We start from the raw sequence: 25,415 nt of genomic DNA, 5'->3' as shown, positions 1-25,415 counted from the left end.
GACCGCGCCGACCCGGAAGTGCGCACAACGGCACGTTTCGGTGCGTGTGCATTCGGCGCACGCGGAATTCACCGGAAACGCGAACCGGCGGGGGCCCTGTTCGGGGCCGCCCGCCGGTCGTCGCGCGTGGGTCAGGAATCGCCGCCGGTCTCGCCGGCCTCCGCCGCCGACACGTCACCGATCGCGTACTTCTGGGCCGCCTGCGCCGCCGCCTCCGGGGGCAGCTCGCCACGCCGGGCCAGGCCGCGCAGCGCCGCCACCGTCACCGACTCGGCGTCCACGTGGAAGTGCCGCCGCAGCGCGCCACGGGTGTCGGACTGGCCGAACCCGTCGGTGCCCAGCGAGGTGAACTCACCCGGTACCCACCGGGAGATCAGGTCGGGGACCGCGCGCATGAAGTCACTGACGGCCACGACCGGCCCCGACGCCTCCCGCAACTGCTGGGTGATGAACGGGGTCTTCTCGTGGACCCCCGGGTTGAGCAGGTTGTACTCCTCGCACGCCACCGCGTCACGCCGCAGCTCCGTCCACGAGGTCACCGACCACACGTCGGCCGATACACCCCAGTCGGTCGCGAGCAGCTCCTGCGCCCGCAGCGCCCACTGCATCGCCGTGCCCGACGCCAGCAGCTGCACCCTCGGCAGGTTCGCGTTCGACGGTGCCGCCGAGTAGCGGTACATGCCCTTCAGCAGTCCACCCACGTCGAGGTTCTCCGGCTCCGCGGGCTGCGAGATCGGCTCGTTGTAGACGGTCAGGTAGTAGAACAGGTCCTCGGAGTCCTCGCCGTACATGCGGCGCAGACCGTCCTCCATGATGTGCGCGATCTCGAACCCGAAGGCGGGGTCGTACGCCACCACGGCCGGGTTGGTCGCCGCGATGAGTATCGAATGCCCGTCCTCGTGTTGGAGTCCTTCACCGTTGAGGGTGGTGCGTCCGGCGGTCGCGCCCAACAGGAAACCGCGCGTGAGCTGGTCCGCCGCGGCCCACAGGCTGTCGGCGGTGCGCTGGAACCCGAACATCGAGTAGAAGATGTACATCGGGATCATCGGCTCGTCGTGCGTGGCGTACGACGAGCCCGCGGCGGTGAACGCGGCGGCCGACCCGGCCTCGTTGATCCCCAGGTGCAGGATCTGGCCCTTCTCGGCCTCCTTGTACGACAGGAAGAGGTCCCGGTCCACCGACAGGTAGTTCTGGCCGTGCGGCGAGTAGATCTTCGCCGTCGGGAACATGGCGTCCATGCCGAACGTGCGGGCCTCGTCGGGGATGATCGGCACCCAGCGCGGACCGATGTTCTTGTCCTTCATGAGGTCCTTGAGGAGCCGGACGAAGGCCATCGTCGTGGCGACCTTCTGCTTGCCCGAACCCTTCTTGACCACGTCGTAGGTCTTCGACGGCGGCAGCTCCAGCGGCCGGCTGACCGGTCGGCGCGACGGCAGCGGCCCGCCGAGACTCCGACGGCGGTCCATCATGTACTGGATCTCGTCGGAGTCCTCACCCGGGTGGAAGTACGGCGGCAGGTACGGGTTCTCCTCCAACGCCGAGTCCGGGATGTCCAGGTAGAGCCGGTCGCGGAACGACTTCAGATCGTCCAGCGTCAGCTTCTTCATCTGGTGCGTGGCGTTGCGGCCCTCGAAGTGGGATCCCAGCGTCCAGCCCTTGATCGTCTTGGCGAGGATCACGGTCGGCTGTCCGGTGTGCTCGGTCGCCGCCTTGTACGCCGCGTACAGCTTGTGGTAGTCGTGACCACCGCGCTTGAGGCCCCAGATCGCCTCGTCGCTCATCGGCTCGACCATCTTCTTGGTGCGCGGGTCACGCCCGAAGAAGTGGTCGCGGACGAACGCGCCGTCCTCGGCCTTGAACGTCTGGTAGTCGCCGTCGGGCGTGGAGTTCATGATGTTGACCAGCGCGCCGTCGGTGTCGGCGGCCAGCAGCGGGTCCCACTCCCGGCCCCAGATCACCTTGATGACGTTCCAGCCGGCGCCCCGGAAGAACGACTCCAACTCCTGGATGACCTTGCCGTTGCCCCGGACGGGGCCGTCGAGGCGCTGCAGGTTGCAGTTGATCACGAAGGTGAGGTTGTCCAGCTCCTCGCGGGCCGCCAGGTGGATGGCGCCCAGCGACTCCGGCTCGTCCATCTCGCCGTCGCCCAGGAACGCCCAGACCCGCTGGTCGGAGGTGTCCTTGATACCGCGGTGATGGAGGTAACGGTTGAACTGCGCCTGGTAGATCGCGTTGAGCGGGCCGAGGCCCATCGACACCGTCGGGAACTCCCAGAAGTCCGGCATCAGACGCGGGTGCGGGTAGGACGGCAGGCCGCCACCGGGGTGGCTCAGCTCCTGCCGGAAGCCGTCGAGCTGGTGCTCGGTGAGCCGGCCCTCCAGGTACGCCCGCGCGTAGACACCCGGGGACCCGTGCCCCTGGATGTAGATCTGGTCACCGCCGCCGGGGTGGCCCTTGCCGCGGAAGAAGTGGTTGAAACCGACCTCGTACAGGCTCGCCGCCGACGCGTAGGTCGAGATGTGGCCGCCCACTCCGATGCCGGGCCGCTGGGCGCGGTGCACCATGATCGCGGCGTTCCACCGGATGTACGCCCGGATGCGCCGTTCGACGTGCTCGTCACCGGGGAACCACGGTTCCGCCTCCGGTGGAATGGTGTTGATGTAGTCGGTGCTGGTCAGCGCGGGTACGCCTACCTGGTGCTCCCGCGCCCGCTCCAGGAGGCGGAGCATGACGTACCTGGCACGTTGCCTGCCTCGTTCATCCAGTAGACCGTCCAGCGAATCGAGCCATTCGGTGGTTTCGGCGGGATCGATGTCCGGCAGCTGGCTGGGCAGGCCGTCGCTGATGACCGGGCGTTTGCGTTCCGTTCCCACGGGCTGTTCCTCTGCTTATCGACACTGATAGGACAAGGCGTGCTTGCTTCGGTTCGTGCGGTGCGCGCCTTCCATCCTGCCCCTTCTATTTGATCACCTCGTGCACAGGATCCGGTCTTCTGGGACCGCCGACACACTCGCGCGCCCATGAATCGACGGCATTGCGTATTCTCACGGTGCGGCGTCGCCTTCGGGCGGTGGCTGCCACCACTGGTGCCGGACGTCACGATGCCGGCAATGATGCGAGGAGGAAGCGCGACGTGAATGCCACGGCTGGGTCGGCCGACGGCGTACAGACCATCATCGACCGGTTGGGTGTGAAACCCGGCGATGTCGTCATGGAGATCGGTTTCGACAGCGACATCGACGCCGCGCTTCGCGAGGCGGTGGTCGGTTGTGTCGGTGAACTGCACGACGAGGGCACCGACGAAGTGGTCGACACGGTGCTGTTGTGGTGGCGTGACGACGACGGCGATCTGGTGGACGTGCTCATGGACGCGCGCACCCCGATGGCGGAGGACGGTGTCGTGTGGCTGCTGACACCCAAGCCGGGTCGCGAAGGTCACATCGAGTCGGCCGAGATCGCCGAAGCCGCGCCGACCGCCGGGCTCCAGGGGACGTCTAGTCTCAACGCCGGGGCCGACTGGGTGGCGACCCGCCTCGTCGCTCCACGTGGCCGCTGACCGGGCGGACCGGTCCGAACCGGTTGCCGACAGCATGAGACAGGAGACGCAGATGCCGATCGAGGTGGGGCACACCGCCCCCGAGTTCACGTTGAAGGACCAGAACAACCAGGAGGTCTCGCTCGCGGACTTCCGGGGCGCCAAGAACGTCCTGTTGGTGTTCTATCCGCTGGCGTTCACGGGCGTCTGCGAGGGGGAGCTGTGCGGCGTGCGTGACAACCTGTCCGCGTACCAGAGCGACGAGGTGCAGGTGCTGACTGTCAGCGTCGACTCGGCGTTCGCGCACAAGGTGTGGGCCGAGCGGGAGGGCTTCGACTTCCCGCTGTTGAGCGACTTCTGGCCGCACGGCGCGGTGGCGCAGTCCTACGGTGTGTTCGACGACGCCAAGGGGATCGCCAACCGTGGGACCTTCGTCATCGACAAGTCCGGTGTGGTTCGCTTCTCGGAGATGAACCTGCCCGGTGAACCCCGGGATCAGGCCGGCTGGCAGAAGGCGCTTGCCGAACTCTCCGGCTGACCGGACATCGCTGCGGTGAACCCGTGGGGCTCGTGTAGCCTTTACCGGTCCACCGTCGCGGTGGTCGGGGCGCTTAGCTCAGCGGTAGAGCACTGCTCTTACAAAGCAGGGGTCACTGGTTCGAAACCAGTAGCGCCCACCAGGCAAAACGGCCCTCCACCCTCCATGGTGGAGGGCCGTTTCGGTAGCGGTTCGGAAGTCAGTCGCCGAACACACCGCGAACGTCCTCACCGTCATCGGTGAACACGCGGCATGGAGATTCACAGTGGTCGAAACCCGTGCACGGCGGGCCGCCGCTGAACGAGGCGTTGCCGCCCGGACTCATGTCCGGGACGGGGTGCCGAACCAGCGGGGGAGGGCCTCGTGGAGGGCGGCGTGGTCGGAGCCGACCCAGACCACGTGACCGTCCGGGCGCAGCAGCGCCGCGGGCACGTCCAGTTCGGTGCCGTCGTCGACGACGTGGTCGACCCGGTCCTCCCATCCGGCCACGGAGAGTCGACCGGTCCGGTCGAGCAGCAACCCGCGTCCCTCGTGGGTCAGCTCGTAGAGGCGTCCGCGTGACAGCCGGATGTCACGAAGCCGCCTGCCCAACAGTGCGTGGCCGCTCTCCCCGACGTCGTACCGGACGCCGATCGCGCTGATCTTCTCGGCCAGGAACCGGTTCACCTCCTCGAAGTCCATCAACTCGGCCAACAGGCGGCGCACGGCCCGGGGTCCGGGTTCGGGGGAGATGAGCTCCGACTGTGCCCTGGTGTTGTTCAGCACGTCGTCCGCGACCGGGTGTCGCTCGGTGTGGTACCCGTCCAGCAGCCCCTCCGGCGCCCAGCCGTTCACCTCGGCGGCGAGCTTCCATCCGAGGTTGAACGCGTCCTGGATGCCCAGGTTGAGTCCCTGGCCGCCCAGCGGCGGGTGCACGTGCGCCGCGTCACCGGCGAGGAACACCCGTCCGGTCCGGAACCGGTCCGCCAGCCGGGTCGCGTCGGTGAACCGCGACAGCCCGCGCGGTGAGTGGACGCCGAAGTCCGTGCCGGCGTAGGCGCGCAGCCGGCTCCTGAACTCGTCGAGTGTGGGTGGTGCGGTGCGGTCCTCGGCCACGGTCGCGGCGGGCACCACGGCCCGGTACCACCCGTCCCCGGCGGGACCGATACCGAAACCCTTGTGGGTCTTGCGCACCTCCTCCGCCACGGTGGCGATCTCGTCGGGCGGCGCGGTCACCCGCACCTCACCGAGCAGCCATTCGGTTCGGGCGGATTCGCCGGGGAAGTCGATCCCGAGCAGTTTCCGTATCCGGCTGCGTCCACCGTCGCAACCGACCAGCCAACGCGAGCGCAGCCGGTTGCCGTCGGCGAGCGTCACATCTACTCCGTCGGTGTCCTGCGCGACGTCGACCACCTCGCAGCCGCGCCGGATCGTCGCGCCGAGTTCACCGGCCCGTTCGGCCAGCAGGCGGTCGGTGACCGGTTGCGGAATGCCGAGCACGTAGTCGTGCGCGGTGTCCAAGGTGGTCGGTGCCGGTTTGTCGATCGCCGCGAACCGGCCGACGCCGCCGGGGTACCGCCGTCCGTGAGCCAGGAACCGGTCCAACAGTCCACGCTGGTCGAGTATCTCGACGCTGCGGGGGTGAAGGCCGAGGGAGCGGACCAACGGACTCGGCTCGGTCTCCTTCTCGAGCACCACCACGTTCACCTCGTGTAGCCGTAGCTCGCTCGCCAGCATCATCCCGGTCGGTCCGCCCCCACCGATGATCACGTCGTACATGACACCTCCACTCGTCCGAACTCCGTCCCGATGGACCCGCCCCCACCCGCACGACCGTGCACAGTGGTGCCCGGCCTCGGTCGGGATCGGATCACGGCCGACTAGTCTGCCCGCCATCATGGACTTGCCGCAAGCCCCCCTGTGCGCGTTACAGTGGAGGTGGCGAGACGTGTCGCCGTTCTGCGCGTGGACGGAGCGGCCGGCGGTGGTCGTTCGTCACGGGGCACGTCATCGGTCTCCGCCTCTCATCTCCGGCGCCCTCCGAGTGGTCGGGCGGACGGTGGCGTCACACCCGGAGCCCAGGGGGCCGGGTCTCGCGAATCCGATGTCGGACGTTCTCGTCCTCACCGTTCGTGGCCGATTGGGCGGTGGCCAGTGCACCCAATGATTTCAAAAACTATTGAAAGTTCAGAAATTCATCGGTAATCTTCCGGCATGGCATCCGAGACGCACAGCACGCAGATCCCCGACCCTCCGCAATGGACACGATTCGCCGAGGAGGTCGGGCAGTTCCTGGAGAACGAGGGGATGCCCCGCATCCAGGCCCGGGTACTGGCCTGGTTGTTGGTGAGCCAACCCGCGCATCAGTCGGCCGAGGAACTGGCGACCGGCCTGCGGTCGAGCAGGGGCTCGATCAGCATGGCGGTGCAGAGCCTGCAACGCGCCGGAGCCGTGGAACGCTTCACGGTCGCCGGCTCGCGCCGTACCCACTACCGGATGCGCCCCGGCTTCTGGCTGAACGAGGCCGCCCAGAAGGCCCGGCTCGCCCGGCAATGGACCGAGCTGGCCGACCGGGGCATGAATCTCCTGTCCGGACCCGGCGACGACACCCGCCGGTTGCGGGAGACGCGCGACGTCTACGCGTTCCTGGCCGAGCAGTACGAACGAATCCACGAACTGTGGCTACTACGTCAGAAGGACCATCCCCCCACATGACTTCCGTGATCGAGGTCGACGACCTCACGTTCACCTACCCCAAGGCCGCCTCACCGGCCGTCACCGGCATGGACTTCACCGTCGAGAAGGGCGAGGTGTTCGGCTTCCTCGGCCCGTCCGGCGCGGGCAAGTCCACCACTCAGAAGATCCTCATCGGACTGTTGACCGGGCACGGCGGCGCCGCCCGCGTGTGGGGCCGGCAGCCCGCCGACTGGGGAGACGACTACTACGCGCGAATCGGCGTCTCCTTCGAGCTCCCCAACCACTACCTCAAGCTCACCGGCCTGGAGAACCTCGAGTTCTTCGCCTCGCTGTACCCCGGCCCCACCGCCGACCCGATGGAACTGATGGAACGGGTCGGGCTCGCCGACGCCGCCCACACCAGGGTCGGTAAGTACTCCAAGGGGATGCAGATGCGACTGGTATTCATCCGGGCACTGCTCCACCGGCCGGAGCTGTTGTTCCTCGACGAACCCACCTCCGGAATGGACCCCCGCAACGCCCGCACCGTCAAGGAGATGATCTCCGAGCTGCGGGACGAGGGGCGCACGATCTTCCTCACCACCCACGACATGACGACCGCGGAGCAGTTGTGCGACCGGGTCGCCTTCGTGGTCGACGGAAGGATCGCCGCCCTCGACACACCCGCCGAGCACAAGCTGAGCCGGAGCCGGCGCGTCGTCCGAGTCACCTACCGCGACGGCGATCGACTGAGTGAACGCGAGTTCGCCATGGACGGCCTGGTGGACGACCCGGAGTTCCGGGCGTTGCTGACCACCTCGACGGTGGAGGCGCTGCACAGCCAGGAGGCGGACCTGGAGGACGTGTTCATCGACGTCACCGGCCGGAGCCTGCGATGAACATCCTGACCGCCGGTGTCCGGCTGGATCTCAGACTGCAACTGCGATACGGGTTCTACTACGCGGCGGCGTTCTCGGTGCTGCTGTGGGAGGTGGTGGTGTTCCTCCTGCCGGGCGGACTGCGCGCACCCGCCATGCCCTACCTGATCTTCGGTGACCTCGCGATCGTCGGGTTCTTCTTCATCGTCGGCGCGGTGTTCTTCGAACGCGGCGAACGGACCCTGTACGCCAACCTCGTCACGCCGATGAGGTTCGGGCACTACCTGGCGGCGAAGCTGTTCACCCTCACCGTGCTGAGCGTGGTCCTGAGCCTGATCATCGTCGTCACCGGTGTCGGCCTGGACTTCGCGTTGCTGCCACTGCTCGGCGCCGTCGTCCTGTGCGCGGTGATCTTCCTGTTGGCCGGCTTCATCTCCGCGACGCCGTTCACGTCGATCAGCGACTGGTTCATCCCGTCCACCGTGGTGATCGCGCTGCTCAACATCCCGCTCATCGACTATTCGGGTCTGTGGCAGCACCCGGCGATGTACCTAGTACCGACACACGGCTCGCTGCTGATGCTGGGCGCCTCCTTCGGCCAACTGTCGCTCGAACCCTGGCAGTGGTGGTACGCCGTCGGGTATCAGGCGGCCTGGATCGCCGGACTGTGCTGGTTCGCGAAACGCGCCTTCGTGCGCTTCGTGATCGCCCGGGAAGGGGCCGCGTGATGGCCGGCGTCATGGCCGCGTACGGCCGCAACGACCTGAGGAACATCCGCCGCGATTCGCTGCTGCTGGGCGTACTCGCCGGGCCGTTCATCTACTCGGGATCCAGTTGGGCGGTCGCCCCGCTGACGGAGTTCCTGCAACGCGAGTACCAGTTCGACCTGACGCCCTATGTGCCGCTGATCGTGAGCGCGTTCCTGGTGCTGGGCCCCATCGCGGTGCTCGGCGCGGTCTGCGGACTGATCCTGTTGGAGGACAAGGACCAGCGCACACTGGCCGCGCTCCACGTGACCCCGGCTCATCCGGCGAGCTACCCGGTGTACCGGTTGGTCATGATGGTGTTGGTCGTGGTGGTGTCCGAAACGGCCGCGATACTGATCTCGCCACTCACCGGGTTCGATGACCTGTCCTGGGCGCTTCCGGTCACGGTGGTGTCGGGCCTGTTGGCGACGGCGGTCGGCCTCGTGATGGCGGCCTGGGCGCGCAACAAGGTCGAGGGACTCGCCGTGATCCGCGCGTTGGGCCTGGTCATCTTCATGTTGCCGCTCATTCCGTGGTTCGTCGATTCGCCCTGGAGTTGGGCGTTCGGTGTCCTGCCGTCCTTCTGGCCCGCGAAGGCCACCTGGGCGGCGATGGCGGGCGATGACTTCTGGCCGGCGGTGATCATCGGGGCCGTCTACAACGGCCTCCTGGTCGCCGTGCTGATACGCAGGCTCGCGACGCGCGCCTGACGCGCGATGCGGTCTCACCCGCCGGTGGGACCGCATCGCGCGCCCACGGCCGGACCCGGGAGGGGCACCGCCGTCAGTCGAGGCGACGGTGTATCCGGGCGTTGGTGTGGAGGAAGCGGGCCGGGCCGTCGGTGAAGTCGTACAGTGCCACGGTCTGGGGGTCCTCCAACGGGTGGGTCGGCGGCATGAGGAAGTGGGTCCCGCTGATCGGCAGCATGTCGTACCGGATGCGGGGCGGCCTTCCCATGACGGCGGCCTGCATCGGGTCCAGCTCCAACGTCAGGTGGAGGTCACCGCCCTCGGCCGAGACCTCGTAGCGCGTGCCGAGGTTCCGGTACACACCGGTGTACCGCGACGGGTCCACCGGCCGCGACTTGCGGGGAACCGGTGGCCCGGGGGCGGCCGGCATGCTGAGCTGCCCGAGTATCTCGTCGCACACCTCGCGGTGGAAGGGCTCCCGTGGACCGCCGTTCGTGAGGACGGTGACGGCGGTGCCCGAATCCGGGAAGACGCGGAGTCTGGCGTTCTGACCGATCGTGCTGCCGTCGGAGGCGTAGACGGTCCGGCCGTCCCAATCGCACACGACCAGGCCGAGTGCCCACTGCGGACCGATCAGGTACGGGTCCGGCACGGGCACCCGTGATCCGGTCATCTCGCGGACGGCCTCGGCGGAGACCACGCGGTCGCCACCCGGTGCGAGGCCGCCGGACACGACCACGTGTGCCATCGCCAGGACCTCCCGGACCGTGGAGGTGATGTTGCCGCCGGGACCGAAGGCACGCGGCAGGTGGTCGACGGGCGTGCGGAACGGTCCCTCCTCCAGGGACCGGATCAGGTGACCGGTCGCGGTGCGGGCCGGGTCGACGTCCTCGGGCCGGGTGTGGGTGTCCACGAGCCCCAGCGGTGTGAGGAGTCTGCGCCGCATGACCTCGTCCCAGCGTTCTCCGTCGTGGACCTCCAGGATCCGTGCCAGCAACGCGTAACCCAGTGCCGCGCTGTATCCGTGGGTACTTCCCGGCGGGAACATCTGAGGGGCGTCGGACATCGCGGCGGTCATGCGCGCGTACACGTCGTCGTCCTCACCTGGATCACCGAAGGACTCCGCGATCCCGTGAGTGTGGTGGAGGAGGTGACGGGGGGTGATCCGCGCGGTCGCCTCGGGGTCGGCCACCGCGAACCCGGGAAGCTGCGCGCGTACCGGCTCGTCCAGGTCGGCTCCGCCTTCGTCGACCAGTTGCATGAACGCCAGGGCCGTCCAGGTCTTGGTCATGGAACCGCACTGGTACACGGTCTCGGACGTCGCGGACGTCCCGGTCTCGACGTCGGTGACCCCGGCGGCGAACGCAGTGACCTCACCGTCGTGGAGTACGCCGACCGCGGCGCTCGGGATGCCGTACCGGGGGAGGAGCGCGTTGAGGTGGGCCTCGGCCCGTGGGATGTCGATCGGCATCGTCACAGCCCCACCGCGTTGGCGGCGTCGACCTCGAAGAACTCGGTCACGGCGGTGTCCCCGACGTGGGAGTCGAAGATCCGCCGGACGTCCTCGGTCGAGGCGGCGGTGAGGATGTTCACGGCCCTGGTCCCGTCTCTGCTCGCGACCGCCAGCCTCCAGGCGACGCCACCGGGAAGGTCCACATAGGCGCGTCGCAGTCCGTCCCAGAACCCCTCGCCGGAGACGGTGGACACCGCCATCACGTGTTCCATGTGCTTCTCCTTTCGCATGAACGAAAGCTACGTTGCGTTTCTGAAATCGTCAATAAAGATGCGAGCAAAAAACCTCGTAGAGCGCATATTGTTGCAACCATGATGTGAGTGAATGCAAGCTGCCGCTAGGATCGTTGCAACGTATTGCCGTGAAACGCACAGGTGGGGACGAGGATGCCGGGTCGAAGGCTCACACACGAGGACCGCCGGAACATCGAGGCGTGGCTCGACGAGGGCCTCGGCTTCGCCGAGATGGGACGCCGTCTCGGTAGACCGACGTCGACCGTCAGCCGCGAGGTGATGCGCAACGGTTCACCCGGCGCGTACCGGGCGGACGCCGCGGACAGGACCGCCGACGCCCGCGCCCGCTCCCGCAGGCCCGGCAGGGCCACCTCACCCGAGATCGCCGAAGGGACCACCGAAGGCGGTGAGGTCGTCGAGGAGATCGCGGCGTCGCTGGCGGCCACCGGTCTGCCCCGGATGACCGCCCGGGTGTTCGTCTCCCTGCTCATCGCCGACACCGACGGACGCAGCGCCGCCGAACTGGTGGACTCGCTCCGGGTGAGCCCGGCGTCGGTGTCGAAGGCGATCGCACTACTGGAGACGATGGACCTGGTCACCCGGCACACCGAACCCGGCAGCCGCCGCGAACGGTACGTCGTCGACGAGGACGCCTGGCTCCGCGCCTGGCGTTCCGACGCGGGCGCCCACGCCGCCGTGGCCGAGGCGGCACGGCGAGGCGTCGAGACCTTCGGCCCCGACACCCCCGCCGGTACCCGGCTCGCCGCGATGAGCCGGTTCTTCGGTCGCATCCACACACAGATGAGCGGTGACGACCTCACCGAGGCCGCACTCGCCGACGCGCTGACCGTCATCGCCGCCACGGTGCAGGCGGGCCGGCCCGTCACCGTGGACGTCCTCTCCGCCGCGCTCCGGTGGCCCCGGGACCGTGTCACCGCCGCCGTGGACGTGATCCGGGCGCATCCGGCGGTCGCCGATCCCGTGACACTACGTGCGACCGCGGCCGGAACCCTCGTCGCGACCGCCGCCCCCGACCGGTTGACCCCGGCACAACGCGCCGCCCTGCGAAGGTCACCGTCGCGGGAGTGAGCTGCGACGGCCGGTGCCGCGATCGTCGGGTCGAGGACGTCGAGGGGATACTTCCCGGGTGTTGTTGACGTACATCGCCGAGGTCGCGGACGAGCCGCCGGTGTTGGATCCCGGGGACCGTCGGCGGGAGATGAGTGCCAACACCCGGTGGTTGGGGGCCACCGTCGAAGACCGTGGCGCGGTATCGGTTCCGGAGGTGGTGGCCGCCTTCGATCATGTCGTCGCCGCGGTCCGGCATCGCGTCAAGGAGGTGGGCTTTCCCGGCGTGGCGACGTTCTACGTGTGGCACGACACGCAGGCGGGGCAGCTCCGCTGTTCGACGGCCTCGGTGTCCGCTGCGGAGTTGCCGTTCGGGAGCCGCTACACACCCACGGCGGATCTCGCCGGCATCGTGGCGGACTTCCTGCACGATGAGCAACCGGGTCTGATCCCCTGGGGGGATCTGGACGACGTAGGCGGGGCGGAATCGGCATGGACCGAGCCCGAGGCCGCGCCGTTCCCCGTGTGGGTGCGCAACGTCGGCCCGGACTGACGCGCGTACCGGCGGCTCACCGACGACGAGGCGAGTGCACGAACCGGTTCTACCGCGCATACTGCCGAACACGGCGATCCTACTCATTCGTCCTATGTGGTCGGCGGCGCCGTGTCCGATGTGGCGAGTTTCGTGGTGAGGGCGTCGGCGCGGTCGTCGCGGCGCTGCCGCCGGAGCATGTCGCGCGCCTCTAGCCAGTGCTCCCGGGCCTCGTCGTCCCTGCCCAGATCCCGAAGCACGTCACCGATCGACTCGATCACGTCCACCCGGTCCAGGTCCTCGTCCGACCCGAACCGCTCCACCGACAGTCGATAGTGCTCCAGCGCGGTCTCGTGACGTTCCTCCGCATGCGCGATGTCGCCCAGTGTGGAATGGACGAACCCCAGCATGCCGGAGTGATCGAGGCGGCGCGCGATGTCCAGGGCCGCCTCGGCGTGGACGCGCGCCCTTCCGAGGTCGCCGAGACCCAGGTGGCCGCACGCCAGGTTGTTCAGGGACTCGGCTTCCCGAAGCGCCACACCGAGTTCCCGGAAGAGCCGCAACGCGCGTTCACCGTGCGAAACCGCCCGGGCGTAATCGCCGTGTGTCGTGTGCATGACGGTCAGGCCGCGATGGACGAAGCCCTCCTGCTCCCGGTCGCCGGTCACCCGGCACAGTTCCAGCGCTCGGCGGTAGTGTTCGGTGGCCTCGTCCACCCGGTGGGTGAACGCCAGACCGACCGCGAGCCTACGACGGCAGACGATCTCGATCGCCGGGTCCGCGACGTGCGCCATGCCCTCCACCGCCGGCCGCCAGAAGCCGGCCGACAGGTGCATCAGCGCGCGGGAGTACAGGTAGCTCTCCATGGACCACGCGATCCGCCACACCCGGTCGTACCGGTGGTGCGAGGCCGCGAGCCGCTGTATCGCGGTCAGGTTCGCCAACTCGGCGTCGAACCAGCGATGAACCTCGTCCTCGTCGGCGAACGTCGAGTGGACCGTGCCGACGGCGGGATCGTCGAGCGTGATGACGGGCCGATGTGGACTGATCAGGCGTTCCCCGGCGAACGCGGTGTGCAGGTAGTGGTCGGTCAGGCGGAGCAGCGCGGCCTCACGTGCGTCGCGGGGAAGGTCCGCGGCGGCCCGCTCGGCGGCGTACAGCCTGGTCAGGTCGTGCATCCGGAAGCGTCCCGGGGCGGGTTGGTCGACGAGGTGCGCAGACGTCAGTTCCCGCAACAGTGCCGCCGCCGTCGATTCCGGTATCGCGGCCACGCTGGCGACGGCGGCCGGTGAGATGTCGGCTCCCGGAGCGATCCCGAGAAGGAGCCACACGTGCACGGCCTCAGGGCTCGCCACCGCGATCGACGTGTCCAACACCGCCCGGACTCCGACCGACAGCTCGCCGGAGTCGAGCGCGTCCAGCCGGGCGCGGTTGAGTTCGGCGGTCAGGGTGCCCAACGGCAGCTCCGGCCACAGCGCCGCCCGCACTCCGAGGATGCCCAGCGCCAGCGGCAGCCCGGCGCAGTGGGTGAGCAGTTCGTCCGTGGCCTCGGGTTCGGCGGCGATCCGGGTGTGGCCGACGCGCTGCCGCAGCATGTCCCGGGCGTCCCGGTCGTCGAGCGGACGCAGCCCCCGACGCCGTGCGCCGTGGGCCGTGACCAGGCCGGTGAGGTCGGAGCGGCTGGTGACGACGGTCAACGAACCGGCCCCGCCCGGCAACAACGGCGACACCTGCCTGGTGTCCCTGGCGTTGTCCAGCACGACGAGCACCCGCTTGTCGGCGGACAGGCTGCGGAACAGGCCCGCCTGCGCGTCCAGGCCGACCGGCATCGACCGGGGTGGAATCCCCCACGCCGCCAGGAGATCCCGGATCGCCACCTTCGGGGCAACGGGTTCCTCGTGCGGATCGAAGCCGCGCAAATCCAGGAACAACTGGCCGTCGGGGAACCGCTCCCGCTGCGTCTGTGCCCAGTGGACGGCGAGCCAGGTCTTGCCCATCCCGCCCGCGCCGGTGAGTACCGCGAGCCGGTGTCCGTCGGCCACGACGTCGTCGAGGAACCCCAGGTCCGCGAAGCGTCCGACGAAGCCGCCGGGTGGGGTGGGCAGTTGCCGGGGTACCACCGACCGTGCCGCCCCGGTGGCGGGTACGAGATCCAGTGAGGCGTCACGGCCGAGGATGCGACGGTGCAACCGGGACAGTTCGGGTCCCGGTTCGCTGCCGAGTTGACTCACGAGTCGTTCCCGCAGCTCACGGAAGTGGTCGAGTGCCTGTGACTGCCGCCCCGACCGGTACGAGGCGAGCATGAGTTGCCCGGCCACGCGCTCGTCGAACGGATGGACGGCGGCGCGTTCCTGTAGGACGGGCAGCAGCTCACCGTGCCGGCCACGCCGGAGCCGGACGTCGTCGTGGTCGAGTTCGGCGGCGAGACGTTCGGCGGCCAGTACGCCGGCGACCGCCTGCAGCCACGGCACGTCCAAATCCTCGAAGGCGTCGCCGCGCCACAGGTCGAGGGCCGATGCGAACAGTTCGGCGGCCTCGGCGTCGTCGGTGGCCTGGCGGGCCCGGATCACCAGGTTGCGGAACCGGTGCATGTCGACCCGCATGGGGTCGACCGACAGGACGTAACCGCCCGACCGTCGCTCCAGGACGCCGTCTCCGCCCAACGCCGTTCGCAGCCGCGACAGGTAGCTGTACAGGTTCCGGCGGGCGTTGTGGGGTGGCGAATCCGGCCACAACCGGTGAAGCAACTGGTCGGTGGAGACGACCCTGCCCGCCTCCACCAGCAGGACCGCCAGCAACGCGCGGCGTGACGCGGGACCGACGTCGACCGGAACCCCGTCGTTCTCGACCGCCACGGCCCCGAGGACTCGGAACACCGCCACTGTGGCCCTCTTCCTGATTCGGCGGAATCCGCGCCGTGACAGGTTTTCGGCAGGGTTCCGACACGCCGGGCCCCGCAGAGTGATGGCGACGGGCCACGCGCCCGATTCGAAGTCCCTCTGTCACGAGGCGGGAAACATGCCACTGATCGTAGACCTGAAACGCGTCAGCGTTAACGCCGTGTCGCCGTGCCGGACGGTGCGCGCCAAGGCCACCGGAACCTCCGGAATAACCGTCGAGTTCGGACTCACCGGGCTGAACGGCCATGAGGAGCGGACCCTCGACACCGCGGTGTCGTCCGCCGTCAACGGTGCCGTGGCCGGCTACCGCAAAGCCACCACGATGGTGATGAAACGGCACCGGGCGTCGTGGGCGGCCGAGGACCGCGACCGCGTCGTGGCGGGACGTCGCAGGTTGGGCGAGGCGGTCGCGGACCTGACGGTGCGCGGGATCTCCGAGCACGGCCACGTCCGTGCCAGGATGAGCGGCCGCGACGGCTTCGCCCTGCGGATCCGGCCCGGCACCCTCCACCTGTTGCGTCGCGACGAGACGTCGATGGCTGCCGAGATCAACTCGGCGGTGGCGGTCGTGATGAGCGAGTACAACCGGCGGCTGACCTCCATTCGGCGGAACGGAGCACGTGAACATGGCTGAACCGAACGAGGCCCTCGTCGCCGAGCTGTCGGACCTGTACTGGGCCGGCGCGAACCAGTTCCCGTTGGTCGCGGCGTACTACGCCCAGGCCACCCGGCACCTGCACAACTCCAGTTGGCGGGAGTCGGAGGCGTTCCAACGCACCGAGGACAGGCTGGTGCCGACCCGCGACGAGGACGTGATGGTCGACGAGGACGAGACCGGCACGCGCACCACCCTGCTGCCCGAGAAGGTCGTCTGGGAACGTCCGTGGGAGAAGGGGAAGCCGTCCGGGCTGACATGGGAGAGCGTCGAGACCCGGAGCCGGGTGTATCCGCACCTGAAGGGATTGCGCGACCGCCTGCAGGAGGTCCTGGGAGACACCTCGTGGAACCTGCAGATCACCGGCACGGTGCTGATACAGGTCGCCGACTCCTACGCCTCCCGGGACGAGGCGACCGCCGAGGCGGTCCGGGAGACGGTGGCCGGGTTCGCCCAGGACGACCGGCTGGTCAAGGCACCTGAGGAGATACCGACGATCATGATGCCGGGCGCCGAGCACGACACCCATGTGGAGTTGCGGGAGTCGCCGGTGCCGTTCGGCCCGGACCATCGTGAGGTCGTCGTACTGGACGAGGAGCCGAAGCCGTGAGCAACAGTGACGACATCATGACCAAGGCGGTCGAGATCCAGGAACTGTTCATGAAGATCGCCGAGTCGGACTTCATGGTCGAGTGCGCCTACGCGGCACCGGCCGGAGACAAGTTCAGCAGGTTGATCGAGCCGTACGCCGACGTCATCGAACGGTTCCGGTGGGCCGCCGAGCTGGACCCCGGAAAGTACGACCCGATGCTCGAACACATCGAGTACACCAAGGCCACACTGGATTCCGCCGAGATCTCCGACGCCATGGCACGGATCCGCACCCGGCTCACCTACTGGGAGGGAAACACCGCCAAGGACTTCGTCGACAACTTCCTGACACCGTTCGACGGTGTGCGGATCCGCCAGGTCTTCCTCGCGGAGAACGTCCGCCGGGCCGTGCAGGCGACCCGGGACATTGAGGAGACCGTCCAGCGGGACATGTTGGAACTCCAGGACGGCATCATCGAGGTCCTCAAGCAGATCAAGAAGGAGGAGAAGGGGTTCTTCGACAAGTTGATGGCCGTGGCCAAGGTCGTCGGGACCATAGCCGGGGCCGCGGTCGCGTTCGGTTCGATGGGCCCGGGCCTGGCGATCGGGCTGGGACTGATCGCGACCACCGGTGAGGCCATGAGCCTCCAGGAGACCTTCAGCGTCACGGTCGAGGGTGAGAACCCCGCCGAGGTCGTGGAGTCGATGGACAAGGCGATCAACGGACTGCGTGACGCCATGACGAGGGAGGAGGACAAGCTGATCGAGATCCTGGCCGAGGACATCACCATGATCGACCGGGACCGGGTCGAACCGGTCCCCGACTTCGTCTGCCGCCGACCCGACGTGGCCGACGGTGTCGCGGACCTTGAGCAGTTCCGGCCGCCGCCCTCCACCCGCTGAGCCGCCGCCGCGGGGCCGCCGCCGACCCCCGGCGCGGTCCCGCGGCCGGTCACACCCCGTCGCCGCCGCGACGCGGAGCGGCGGGAGGCGACGTAGGCTGTTCCCGCAGGCGATGACAGGAGGGACCGAGGTGACGGATACGACGGTGACCGAGGTGATGGCGGAGCTCGCCACGCTGGAGGACCCGAAGGCGCGCGTGGTGAACGAGCGGCATGGGGACGACCACGGCGTCAACCTCGGCAGCCTCCGGGCGCTCGCGAAGCGGTTGAAGACGCAGCAGGACCTCGCGCGCGGACTGTGGGACACCGGTGACACCGCCGCCCGGCTGCTGGCCCTCCTGATCTGCCGCCCCAAGGCGTTCACCCGGGACGCGCTGGACGCCATGCTGCGGGAGGCGCGCACCCCCAAGGTCCACGACTGGCTCGTCAACTACGTGGTGAAGAAGTCCACGCACGCCGAGGAGCTGCGTCTCGCCTGGCTCACCGACTCGGACCCCGTGGTGGCGAGTGCCGGTTGGGCGCTGACCACCGAACGTGTCGCCAAGCGGCCCGAGGGGCTGGACCTGCCGGGACTGCTCGACGTGATCGAGGCGGAGATGAAGACCGCTCCGGACCGGTTGCAGTGGGCGATGAACAACTGCCTGGCGCAGATCGGCATCGAACACGCCGACCACCGCGCCCGTGCCATCGGAATCGGTGAGCGGCTGGAGGTCCTGAAGGACTACCCGACCTCGCCGGGCTGCACGTCCCCGTTCGCGCCCACCTGGATCGCCGAGATCGTGCGGCGACGGGACGAGGCGTAGCCGCCGCCGGGTGGCCTCGCCGGACCGGCGCGGAATCGGGTCGCGCCGCACCGCGCCACGGTCTACCCTCACCGGCGTGACGACACACGACGCGCCCGAGTCCCCCCATGCCGCCGCCCCACCCGCCGGGCCGGTGGTGATCAGGGACGAGACCGCCGACGATCACCGAGACGTGGGGGAGGTGCACTCCCGGGCCTTCGGCGACGGAGACCGCGTGCCCGGACTCGTGGCGGCGCTCCGCGTCGCGGAGGCCGCGTCGGCGCCGATGTCGTTCGTCGCGACCGTCGACGACCGGATCGTGGGGCACGTCATGCTGAGCGCGACCCGGTTGGACGCGCCGCGCCGGATCGTGGACGTCCTGACGTTGTCACCGCTGGGCGTGCTCCCGGAGTTCCAGCGCCGGGGCGTCGGTTCGCGGCTCATCGCCCACGCTCTTGACGCGGCCGACGCCCGGCGGGTGCCGTTGGTGTTCCTGGAGGGCTCGCCGTATTACTACAGCGCGCGCGGTTTCGAGGGCGCCGTCGCGGCGGGTTTCCGTTCGCCGTCGCTGCGCATCCCCGAGGCCGCGTTCCAGGTCGCCCGGTTGTCGGCGTACGAGCCGTGGATGACGGGCACCTTCGTCTACTCGGAGACGTTCTGGGCTCACGACTGCGTCGGCCTGCGTGACTCCGGAGCCTGAGGACGGACCGTTCCGGTCCGGTGGCCGGGCCGGTACGTGACCGGCCCGGCCACCGGAGGTCAGACAGCCATGCCGTCGAGGATGTCGGCGAGTTCCTCCGGCCGGAGGAGGAAGCCGGTGTGACTCGTGTGCAGGGTGTGCACGTCATAACGGTTGCCGGGTGTCAGCGCGTCGGCTTCGGCGATGAGCCTGTCCTGCATCGCGATCGGCAGCGAACGGTCCTCGGTGAGGCGTACGTAGCTGCGGGGGACGGTGCCCCACGTCTCGGCGTCGACGGAGGCGTCGGCGGTCATCACCGCCAATGACTCGTCGGGTTGCAGGATGTTGAGGAACGCCAGGAACTGCGCGTCGGTGCCGTCGGCCATGATCGCCGCCTTGAGTGCGGAGATCAGGCCGGGATCCGAGGTGCGGTAGTTGGCGCGACCCACGCCCAGGACCCCGGGGTCCCCGACGTTGAGTGTGGCCAGCGGCGCCAGCAGGTTCGCCTCGAACTCCGGTTCGGCCATGTACTCGATCGGGCTCTTTCGCTCCACACAGGACCAGGCGGACACGTACACCATCCGGTCCACGAGTTCGGGGACGGCGTTGCCGACCCCGGTGATCGTGGTGCCGCCCAGGCTGGCGCCCACCAGGACCACCGGCCCGTGCGCCGCGACTCGGCGTACGACGTCGGTGACCATGTCGACGTTGTCCTGCAGGGTGACCCCGGCCAGGGTCGACGGTTCGGTCGCCCAGGTGTCGAGGTCCTGAGGTGCCTGGTAGGCGGTCGGGTACTGGGCGTCGAAGCCGTGACCGGGAAGGTCGACGGCGAACGTGCGGTGTCCCCGTAGGGCCAGCTCGCGCTGGATCGGCGCCCACATGAACGAGTTGGAGCCTGAGCCGTGTACGAGTACGAAGGTGGTGCCGTGGGCACGCGTGTCTGGGGTTGCGGTCATGTCTCTGAGATCCGTTCTCATGTACTGCGGCGGGCACGGTCGTGTGACCGGCCTCGCCGGAGGGAAAAGGGCCTGTGTCCCGGCGGCCGAAAGGCGGGCGGGGACACGGTGACGCGTCGGCCGGGCGGCGTCGATGCGCTGCGCCGTCGCGGACCGCGTCGGTCTGGCCGCGGGTTCGGTCGCGTGGCGACCGGACGTCACGCGGGGTCAGGCGGCCCTGAGACGGATGTACATGTGAACCATGGGGTGGACGATACCCACCGGCGCCGAGTCGTGGGACGCGGGGCCGGAGGGAATGTGGCGCAGTGCCGTCCGATGAACCGTCCACGACGGGGAGGCGGCGGGGGTGGCCCCCCGCCGACACGCGGTGTGGCACCGACGGGGGAGGGCGTCACGCCCGCGCGCCGCCGCCCGCGCCACCTCCGGCCGCCAGCCGCATCATGTCGCTGTCGAGGTCGATGTCGAACTCGGTTCCCCCGGCGCTGCCGTACTCGTGCTGGTAGCCGTTCCACGCCTCGTCCTTCAGCCTGCGGGCGAAACCGCTCTGCATGAGCAGCAGCAGTTCGATCGCGGCACGCTCGATCCGCCGGCCGAGCGCACCGTCGCTCCAGTCCTCACTGGAGGCGAACACCGAGGTCGGGGCAGTGAGGGTGCGGAGGTAGGCGAACAGTGGACGCATCTGGTCGTCGACGACGAGCGCGTGGCGTGCGGTTCCGGCGGTCGCCGCCAGTACGACGGGTTTGCCGATCAGGAGGTCGTTGTCGAGCACGTGGAAGAACGAACTGAACAGTCCGCTGGGGGCCGCCTTGTAGACGGGCGCGCTCACGATGACACCGTCGGCCTCACCGAGGATCGCGACGGCCTCGGCAAGTCGGGGGCCGATGGACTGTGAGACGACGGCGGTCGATATCTCGCCGGCCATGCCCCGCAGGTCGATCGTCCGGGTGGTGACGGCCTCGCCGCGGTCGTGGGCGAGACGGGTGACCGCGGCGGCGATCCGGTCGGCCAGCATGCGGGTCGTGGAGGGGTCACCGGTACCGCCGCTGACGACGGCCAGCCGGAACGGTGGCGTGGTCGTGTCGCGTGTCGGGTCGTTCATGGGGAGTACTCCTCGTCTCGTGGTGTGGAGGGGTCGGCGGGTGTGTCCTCACCGGAGAGTCTGCGGCACAAGGCCTGTAGCGTCTCCATCTCCTCTTCGGTGAGGCGTGCGGTCATGGCGCGGGCGACGTCGACCGCGTGCCGCCCGCCGACCCGGCGCTGTTCGGCGCGTCCGGCGTCGGTGAGCGCCAGCCGGACGCCCCGACCGTCGTGAGGGTCGGTGGTGCGTGCCACCAGGCCCCGCTCCACCAGCCGGTCGACCATCCGTGACAGCGCCGGTTGGCTGAGCAGGTGCCTGCGGTGCAGCTCGGAGAGCCGGATCGGGCCGGGGCATTTCGACAGCGTGTACAGCACGTCGTACTCACGCATCGTGATGCCCTGCCAGACGTCGGCCGCCGTGAACCGTTTCATGAGGGTGGTGTGCGCGCGGAACAGCGCCTCCCAGCTCTCGTTGGCGAGTCTGCCGTTGCCGGTGGCCATCAGAACAGGCTCGGGTAGTCGGCTTCGACCTCGCTGTCCTGGTAGGGCGAGGCGCCGGTGACGTTGTCACCGCGGTTGGCGTTGGGACGCGGCTGCCGCGCCGGCTTGTCGCCGTACTTGGCCGTGACCAGTCCGGCGTGCGTCGGCGCGGGTGCCGACTCCGGGTCCCTGCGCGACTCCAGTTCCCTGCGCACCACGGGGATGACCTCCTCGCCGAGCAGGTCCAGCTGGTTGAGGACGGTCTTCAACGGCAGGCCCGCGTGGTCCATGAGGAACATCTGGCGTTGGTAGTCGCCGAACGTGTCGTGGAATCCCAGGGTCTTGTCGATGACCTCCTGCGGGCTGCCGACGGACAGAGGTGTCGTGGAGCTGAACTCCTCCAGCGTCGGGCCGTGGCCGTACACGGGTGCCTCGTCGAAGTAGGGTCGGAACTCCTTGTACGCGTCCTGCGACCGCTTGGCGATGTACGCCTGGCCGCCGAGCCCCACGACGGCCTGCTTTACGGTGCCGTGGCCGTAGTGGGCGAACCGTTGCCGGTAGAAGTCGATCAGGCGGCGGAAGTGCTCCGCCGGCCAGAAGATGTGGTTGGCGAAGAACCCGTTGCCGTAGAAGGCGGCCTGTTCGGCGATCTCCGGTGTGCGGATCGAGCCGTGCCACACGAACGGCGGCACGTCGTCGAGCGGACGCGGTGTGGAGGTGAACCCCTGCAGAGGGGTGCGGAACTCGCCCTCCCAGTCCACGACGTCCTCGCGCCACAGCCGGTGGAGCAGGTTGTAGTTCTCCAACGCCAGCGCGAGGCCCTTGCGGATGTCCTTGCCGAACCACGGGTACACCGGACCGGTGTTGCCCCGGCCGAGCATGAGGTCCATGCGGCCCTTCGACAGGTGCTGCAGCATCGCGTACTCCTCGGCGATGCGGACCGGGTCGTTGGTGGTGATCAGGGTCGTGGCGGTGGACAGGATGATCCGTTCGGTGCGGGCGGCGATGTTGGCCAGCAGCGTGGTCGGTGACGACGAGAAGAACGGCGGGTTGTGGTGCTCGCCGATGGCGAAGACGTCGAGTCCGACCTCCTCGGTCTTCTCGGCGATGCGCACGATCGCGTCGATGCGTTCCGCCTCGCTGGGCGTCTCGCCCGTCACCGGGTTACGGGTGATGTCGCTGACGGAGAAGATTCCGAATTGCATCGTGACTCCAGACGGTGAGGTTCATGCGTTTGCATCTACCCTCAACCGCGTGGTTCCCCGGCCTATTCCACCACCGTCGGGGGGTACGTCACAGCCTCGGAGCCGGGCGGGTCACACCTGGCCGCCCACCACCGGAACCCACTCGCGCACCTCCGCCACCGTCACCCCCGGCGACGTGTAGTAGGGGTCGTCCCGAAGGATCTCCGCCACACGGGCGCGATCACACCGGAACACCAGCAGCGCACCGTCGTCGTCGCGCCAGGGACCGGCCGTCACCAGGTCGCCGCGGTCGTGCAGCGACTCCAGCAGTTCCCGGTGGGCGGGACGTGCGGCCAGGCGCCGGGGATCGTCGTCGAATTCGAGTCGTACACAGATCATGGACGGAGGCTACGGGCCCGCCCCGGCGGCCGTCTGTATCGGCTGATACACCCGGCCTCGGCGATACTTGCGGCCATGGACACCGCTGGACTCGCCGGGATCCCGTTGACCGCGGGACTGTCGGACGAACGGTTGCGATGGCTGGCCCGAGTCTGTCCCGAACGGCGCTTCGCCGCCGGGACGGCGCCGGTGCGGCAGGGTGAGTCGGCCTCGACGGTGCTGTTGGTGACCCGGGGACGACTGACCGCCGTCCACGAGACGGCCTCGGGTGAGCGGCTGCGCTGCCCGGACGCGGTCGCGCCCTGCGCGGTGGACAAGGCGGCGGTGCTGCACGCGGCGGATCACCCGTACACCTGGACGGCGGTGGAGGACGTCACGGCGAGGGTCATGAGCCGGCAGGTGCTCGCCGAACTGCTGGCGACCGAGCCCTCGGTGCGGGACCACGCGCTGCGGTTCCTGTCGGCGGAGGTCCTGCGCGCGCGGTGGGGACGTATCGACGACCACGGCGCGGACGGCCTGCGGAGGGTGTCCCGGTGGCTGTCGGCGGCGCACCGGGGCACGGGTGGGTGCGACATCGCGCTGCCCGGTGGACAGCAGGGGCTCGCCGAGGAGCTCGGCCTGTCGCGCGTCACCGTCAATCGGGCGCTCGCCGTGCTGTCCGGCCGGGGAACGGTGCGAGTCCGCAGAGGACGTGTGGAGGTGCGCGACCCGCGCGGGCTGACCGTCACCGACTGAATCCCATGCCCGCGTGCGGCTGGTGGCGCGCAGTGTCCCGACTCGTGGATTGTCGCGGGATTGTGGCCTAGAAATTGACGTTCGTCTATTGGTGCCGATAGCGTGACCGTGCCGGTGTCGCGGTCCACGCGACCACGCCCGCCCGACCTACGCCCGTCACGCCCGTCTGGAGCCGGATCATGCGTATCCACAGTGCCCGTTCCGGTCGCCGCCGACTCCTGTCGGCCGCCGTCGGTCTCGCCGCCTCGGTGGCCTTGGTGGCGCCCGCAGCCGCCGCACCCTTTCACGCCCCGTCCGACGACGTGGCGATACAGGCGTGCGACTACATCCCGCCGGGGCACGATCCCGCCGTGATCCGGGTCGTCTACCAGGTCGGGCTGGACCACCACGTCAACGACAAGGTGATGCTCGCGGGTTTCGAGGCCGGCTGGGTGGAGTCCCACATGAACAACCTCCCCTGTGGAGACAAGGACTCACTCGGTGTGTTCCAGCAACGGCCCAGCCAGGGCTGGGGGACCCCGGAACAGATCCTCGACGTCCATTACGCGTCGACGCAGTTCTTCGTACGGGCCGTCGACTGCGACCGCCGCTACCCCCACTACTCCGCCGGACAGGTGGCGCAGTGCGTGCAGCGATCGGGTTTCCCGGAACGATACGACCAGGTGGAGGCGAAGGCGCGGGCACTGCTGGCGGAGGCGCAGGCGTCCGTGTCACCGCGGACGTCGGGTCAGGCGTATTTGTTCGGTGGTTCTCAGCGTTTCGCCGGGGTGGATGTGTCGGGGTCGTTGATGAATTTCTCGTGGTCTGCGGGGACGGGTGTGGTGCGTGCGGATTGGGGTGGGGGTGCGGTAACGGGTGTTCCGGTGGGGTATGTCCATGACGGGTTGCAGCACGTGTTCGCGCGTGGCAGCGACGACACCCTGCGGCACTGGTACCAGTCCGGGACCCACCCGCCGGGCCTGGACTCGTGGAACACCACCGGCCTGGTCAGGTCCGACCCGGCCGGGTTCGCCTACGGCACCCAACAACACGTGTTCTTCCGCAACCCCCAGAACAGACTCGAACACCGCTTCTACGACACCACCACCGGACAGGTCCACGGCGGCGTCTGGAGCGACCACACCTTCACCGGTAACCCCTACGCCTTCGTCCACCGCGACCAACAACACGTCTTCGCCCGCACCGCCGAAGGCGCCCTCCTCCACTGGTACTGGTGGCCCGGCATCGCACCGGCCGTCGACGACTGGGGAATCACCACCGGCATCGCCTCCGACATCACCGGATTCTCCTACCACGGCACCCAACACCACATCTTCTACCGCGACACCGACGGCCACCTCCAACACCGCTACTACGACGACGCCTCCGGCACCCTCAACGGAGGCACCTGGCCCGGCGGCACCTTCGAAGGCGACCCCCACGCCCTCGTCCACCGCGACCAACAACACGTCTTCGCCCGCAACACCGACGGCGACCTCGTCCACTGGTACTGGTGGCCCGGCATCAACCCCGCCGTCGACGACTGGGGAGCACAAAACACCGTCACCGGCGACCCCGTCGGCCTGTCCACACCCGGCCAACACCACGTCTTCTACCGCACCACCAACGGCACCCTCGCCCACCACTGGATCGACGACGGCCACCACACCCCACACCACGACAACTGGGGCGGAAACATCACACCCTGA

25 protein-coding genes and 1 tRNA gene are annotated in these 25,415 nt (G+C 68.9%); 16 read left to right on the top strand and 10 right to left on the bottom strand.

Annotation, left to right across the window (positions count from 1 at the left end; all coding sequences use genetic code 11):
- Nucleotides 1–131: 131 nt before the first annotated feature.
- The gene (aceE, locus tag LX16_RS22785) at nt 132–2,873 is read right to left on the bottom strand and encodes a pyruvate dehydrogenase (acetyl-transferring), homodimeric type (RefSeq protein ID WP_147143080.1); all 2,742 of its coding nucleotides are present in this window, start codon (nt 2,871–2,873) and stop codon (nt 132–134) included.
- 260 nt (nt 2,874–3,133) lie between these two features.
- On the opposite strand from aceE, the gene LX16_RS22780 reads away from it, so the two are divergent.
- The 3 genes from LX16_RS22780 to LX16_RS22770 all read left to right on the top strand — a co-directional run bounded on the left by LX16_RS22780 (nt 3,134) and on the right by LX16_RS22770 (nt 4,215).
- Complete coding sequence (locus tag LX16_RS22780) at nt 3,134–3,556, top strand: DUF3052 domain-containing protein (protein ID WP_147143077.1); 423 nt, start codon at nt 3,134–3,136, stop codon at nt 3,554–3,556.
- A 52-nt stretch (nt 3,557–3,608) separates the two neighbouring features.
- Entirely contained in the window at nt 3,609–4,073 is a 465-nt protein-coding gene (locus LX16_RS22775) for a peroxiredoxin (RefSeq protein WP_147143074.1), read from the top strand.
- A gap of 67 nt (nt 4,074–4,140) precedes the next feature.
- Nucleotides 4,141–4,215 (top strand) — tRNA-Val (locus tag LX16_RS22770).
- Between the two features lie 179 nt (nt 4,216–4,394).
- On the opposite strand, the gene rox is transcribed toward LX16_RS22770, so the two are convergent.
- The gene (gene rox / locus LX16_RS22765) at nt 4,395–5,831 is read right to left on the bottom strand and encodes a rifampin monooxygenase (RefSeq protein WP_147143071.1); all 1,437 of its coding nucleotides are present in this window, start codon (nt 5,829–5,831) and stop codon (nt 4,395–4,397) included.
- A 435-nt stretch (nt 5,832–6,266) separates the two neighbouring features.
- Here rox and LX16_RS22760 point away from each other — a divergent pair, with 435 nt between their 5' ends.
- Genes LX16_RS22760 through LX16_RS22745 form a run of 4 tightly spaced genes read left to right on the top strand, consistent with a single transcriptional unit; the run spans nt 6,267 to nt 9,062 of the window.
- The gene (locus tag LX16_RS22760) at nt 6,267–6,767 is read left to right on the top strand and encodes a GbsR/MarR family transcriptional regulator (RefSeq protein WP_147143068.1); all 501 of its coding nucleotides are present in this window, start codon (nt 6,267–6,269) and stop codon (nt 6,765–6,767) included.
- The gene (locus LX16_RS22755; protein ID WP_147143064.1) at nt 6,764–7,627 is read left to right on the top strand and encodes an ABC transporter ATP-binding protein; all 864 of its coding nucleotides are present in this window, start codon (nt 6,764–6,766) and stop codon (nt 7,625–7,627) included. Before LX16_RS22760 ends, LX16_RS22755 begins: the two co-directional genes overlap by 4 nt.
- Nucleotides 7,624–8,334 (top strand): fluoroquinolone export ABC transporter permease subunit, encoded by a 711-nt coding sequence (locus tag LX16_RS22750; RefSeq protein ID WP_147143061.1) that lies wholly within the window; start codon nt 7,624–7,626, stop codon nt 8,332–8,334. Before LX16_RS22755 ends, LX16_RS22750 begins: the two co-directional genes overlap by 4 nt.
- The gene (locus LX16_RS22745; protein ID WP_147143058.1) at nt 8,334–9,062 is read left to right on the top strand and encodes an ABC transporter permease; all 729 of its coding nucleotides are present in this window, start codon (nt 8,334–8,336) and stop codon (nt 9,060–9,062) included. The genes LX16_RS22750 and LX16_RS22745 overlap by 1 nt, the downstream gene beginning before the upstream one ends.
- 73 nt (nt 9,063–9,135) lie before the next feature.
- On the opposite strand, the gene LX16_RS22740 is transcribed toward LX16_RS22745, so the two are convergent.
- A complete protein-coding gene (locus tag LX16_RS22740) occupies nt 9,136–10,512 on the bottom strand; it encodes a serine hydrolase domain-containing protein (protein ID WP_147143604.1) in 1,377 nt (458 codons plus the stop codon).
- Between the two features lie 2 nt (nt 10,513–10,514).
- Nucleotides 10,515–10,784: a hypothetical protein gene (locus LX16_RS22735; protein WP_244615949.1), complete on the bottom strand. Its 270-nt coding sequence runs from the start codon at nt 10,782–10,784 to the stop codon at nt 10,515–10,517.
- A gap of 156 nt (nt 10,785–10,940) precedes the next feature.
- Between LX16_RS22735 and LX16_RS22730 the strand changes: the two genes are divergently transcribed.
- Both LX16_RS22730 and LX16_RS22725 read left to right on the top strand, forming a co-directional pair.
- Nucleotides 10,941–11,876, top strand: coding sequence for a helix-turn-helix domain-containing protein (locus tag LX16_RS22730; RefSeq protein ID WP_147143055.1), 936 nt, complete (start codon nt 10,941–10,943; stop codon nt 11,874–11,876).
- A 58-nt stretch (nt 11,877–11,934) separates the two neighbouring features.
- On the top strand, nt 11,935–12,408 hold the full coding sequence (locus tag LX16_RS22725) for a hypothetical protein (RefSeq protein WP_147143053.1): 474 nt from the start codon (nt 11,935–11,937) through the stop codon (nt 12,406–12,408).
- A 92-nt stretch (nt 12,409–12,500) separates the two neighbouring features.
- On the opposite strand, the gene LX16_RS22720 is transcribed toward LX16_RS22725, so the two are convergent.
- Nucleotides 12,501–15,269: an AfsR/SARP family transcriptional regulator gene (locus LX16_RS22720; RefSeq protein ID WP_147143050.1), complete on the bottom strand. Its 2,769-nt coding sequence runs from the start codon at nt 15,267–15,269 to the stop codon at nt 12,501–12,503.
- Nucleotides 15,270–15,405: 136 nt separating this feature from the next.
- Between LX16_RS22720 and LX16_RS22715 the strand changes: the two genes are divergently transcribed.
- The 5 genes from LX16_RS22715 (at nt 15,406) to LX16_RS22695 (ending at nt 18,917) form a co-directional block, all read left to right on the top strand.
- The gene (locus LX16_RS22715) at nt 15,406–15,921 is read left to right on the top strand and encodes a hypothetical protein (RefSeq protein ID WP_147143047.1); all 516 of its coding nucleotides are present in this window, start codon (nt 15,406–15,408) and stop codon (nt 15,919–15,921) included.
- Nucleotides 15,914–16,552 carry a hypothetical protein gene (locus tag LX16_RS22710; RefSeq protein ID WP_147143044.1) on the top strand — a complete coding sequence of 213 codons (639 nt, stop codon included), beginning with the start codon at nt 15,914–15,916 and terminating at the stop codon, nt 16,550–16,552. Before LX16_RS22715 ends, LX16_RS22710 begins: the two co-directional genes overlap by 8 nt.
- Nucleotides 16,549–17,436 (top strand): hypothetical protein, encoded by an 888-nt coding sequence (locus tag LX16_RS22705; protein WP_147143039.1) that lies wholly within the window; start codon nt 16,549–16,551, stop codon nt 17,434–17,436. Before LX16_RS22710 ends, LX16_RS22705 begins: the two co-directional genes overlap by 4 nt.
- Before the next feature lie 112 nt (nt 17,437–17,548).
- Entirely contained in the window at nt 17,549–18,238 is a 690-nt protein-coding gene (locus tag LX16_RS22700; RefSeq protein WP_147143036.1) for a DNA alkylation repair protein, read from the top strand.
- A 136-nt stretch (nt 18,239–18,374) separates the two neighbouring features.
- Complete coding sequence (locus tag LX16_RS22695; RefSeq protein ID WP_147143601.1) at nt 18,375–18,917, top strand: GNAT family N-acetyltransferase; 543 nt, start codon at nt 18,375–18,377, stop codon at nt 18,915–18,917.
- 59 nt (nt 18,918–18,976) lie between these two features.
- On the opposite strand, the gene LX16_RS22690 is transcribed toward LX16_RS22695, so the two are convergent.
- The 5 genes from LX16_RS22690 to LX16_RS22670 all read right to left on the bottom strand — a co-directional run bounded on the left by LX16_RS22690 (nt 18,977) and on the right by LX16_RS22670 (nt 22,992).
- Nucleotides 18,977–19,852: an alpha/beta hydrolase gene (locus LX16_RS22690; RefSeq protein ID WP_147143033.1), complete on the bottom strand. Its 876-nt coding sequence runs from the start codon at nt 19,850–19,852 to the stop codon at nt 18,977–18,979.
- Nucleotides 19,853–20,243: 391 nt separating this feature from the next.
- A complete protein-coding gene (locus LX16_RS22685; protein WP_147143030.1) occupies nt 20,244–20,951 on the bottom strand; it encodes a CE1759 family FMN reductase in 708 nt (235 codons plus the stop codon).
- The gene (locus LX16_RS22680) at nt 20,948–21,430 is read right to left on the bottom strand and encodes a MarR family winged helix-turn-helix transcriptional regulator (RefSeq protein WP_147143027.1); all 483 of its coding nucleotides are present in this window, start codon (nt 21,428–21,430) and stop codon (nt 20,948–20,950) included. The genes LX16_RS22685 and LX16_RS22680 overlap by 4 nt, the downstream gene beginning before the upstream one ends.
- Nucleotides 21,430–22,614, bottom strand: a complete 1,185-nt coding sequence (locus LX16_RS22675) for an LLM class flavin-dependent oxidoreductase (RefSeq protein WP_147143024.1) — start codon at nt 22,612–22,614, stop codon at nt 21,430–21,432. Before LX16_RS22675 ends, LX16_RS22680 begins: the two co-directional genes overlap by 1 nt.
- Nucleotides 22,615–22,725: 111 nt before the next feature.
- Complete coding sequence (locus LX16_RS22670; RefSeq protein WP_147143021.1) at nt 22,726–22,992, bottom strand: YciI family protein; 267 nt, start codon at nt 22,990–22,992, stop codon at nt 22,726–22,728.
- Between the two features lie 75 nt (nt 22,993–23,067).
- Between LX16_RS22670 and LX16_RS22665 the strand changes: the two genes are divergently transcribed.
- Nucleotides 23,068–23,727, top strand: coding sequence for a Crp/Fnr family transcriptional regulator (locus tag LX16_RS22665; protein WP_147143019.1), 660 nt, complete (start codon nt 23,068–23,070; stop codon nt 23,725–23,727).
- A 179-nt stretch (nt 23,728–23,906) separates the two neighbouring features.
- Entirely contained in the window at nt 23,907–25,415 is a 1,509-nt protein-coding gene (locus tag LX16_RS27280) for a DUF8189 domain-containing protein (protein ID WP_211354711.1), read from the top strand.

This window comes from Stackebrandtia albiflava (genome assembly GCF_007994225.1).
In the GTDB taxonomy this organism is placed as follows: Bacteria; Actinomycetota; Actinomycetes; order Mycobacteriales; family Micromonosporaceae; genus Stackebrandtia; species Stackebrandtia albiflava.
Note: the sequence above shows the minus strand (reverse complement) of the source record. Positions and strands in the feature narration are given on the sequence as shown.